Origin of the sequence: Novosphingobium rosa NBRC 15208, from assembly GCF_001598555.1 — a bacterium.
In the GTDB taxonomy this organism is placed as follows: domain Bacteria; phylum Pseudomonadota; class Alphaproteobacteria; order Sphingomonadales; family Sphingomonadaceae; genus Novosphingobium; species Novosphingobium rosa.
Genome location: NZ_BCZE01000184.1, coordinates 1 through 823, shown reverse-complemented (window position 1 = coordinate 823; position 823 = coordinate 1). Strand labels below are relative to the sequence as shown.

The 823-nt window shown below is 59.7% G+C and carries 2 protein-coding genes; one reads left to right on the top strand and one right to left on the bottom strand.

Annotated features, from left to right (window positions below; all coding sequences use genetic code 11):
- The coding region (locus tag SR3_RS30325) for a glutathione peroxidase (protein WP_068095159.1) at positions 1–381 on the bottom strand (381 nt) is incomplete at its 3' end.
- Positions 382–642: 261 nt separating this feature from the next.
- Here SR3_RS30325 and SR3_RS30320 point away from each other — a divergent pair.
- A partial coding sequence (locus SR3_RS30320; RefSeq protein WP_174549217.1) for an aldo/keto reductase occupies positions 643–823 on the top strand: 181 nt, incomplete at its 3' end.

Here is an 823-nt window from a genome sequence, read left to right as displayed (position 1 = left end):
CTCGCGAAACTCATCCACCGGGCCCTGCTTAACCGGCTTCGCCGCCGTCAGTGCAGCGTAGAGCGGCTGCTTGTCCTCTCCCGACACTGGCGCCTTGGCAAACAGCGGGAAGCTGACGCCGTAATTCACCTTGCAGAACTGATCGATATCTTCAGCCGAACCAGGTTCCTGATTGCCGAAATCATTGGCCGGAAAGCCCAGCACCTCGAAGCCCTGCTCGCGGTAGCTCGTGTAGAGCTTTTCCAGCCCCTCATACTGAGGCGTCAGGCCGCATTGCGAGGCCACGTTGACCACCAACAGCACCTTGCCTGCGTGCTGGGCCAGACTGTCGCTGGAACCATCCAGGCGGGTGAGCGCGAGCGCGGAAAGTTCGTTGGCCATGCGGTAAGCCTTTCTTTGGAAGTGCAGGGCTGGGATAACCTCCTTCTATTTCGGGATAAAGGAGATAAAGCGAATGCTCTCCCTGACGCCCGGTCCACCATCGCATTTCATGCACAACCCACACCCGCGGCAGCATCCCGGGCAACCGCCCAGAGCCGCACCTCTTGCCGATCCTTACAAGGGCGATCCAACTTCACCTCTGCCACCAACCGGCGTAAACTGGCCCGAGAACGATTATGCTGATCGGGCGTTGGAGGGAGGATGAAGACAATTTCCTTTCCCGACGGCACCAGCGTGCCAGCCCTTGGCCTTGGCACCTGGATGATGACTGAAAAGCCCGATCTGCGCGTCCAGGAAATCGCAGCTCTGCGTGAAGGCATGGACCTCGGTATGACGCTGATCGACACAGCCGAGATGTATGGCGAAGGGGAAGCCGAGAGGC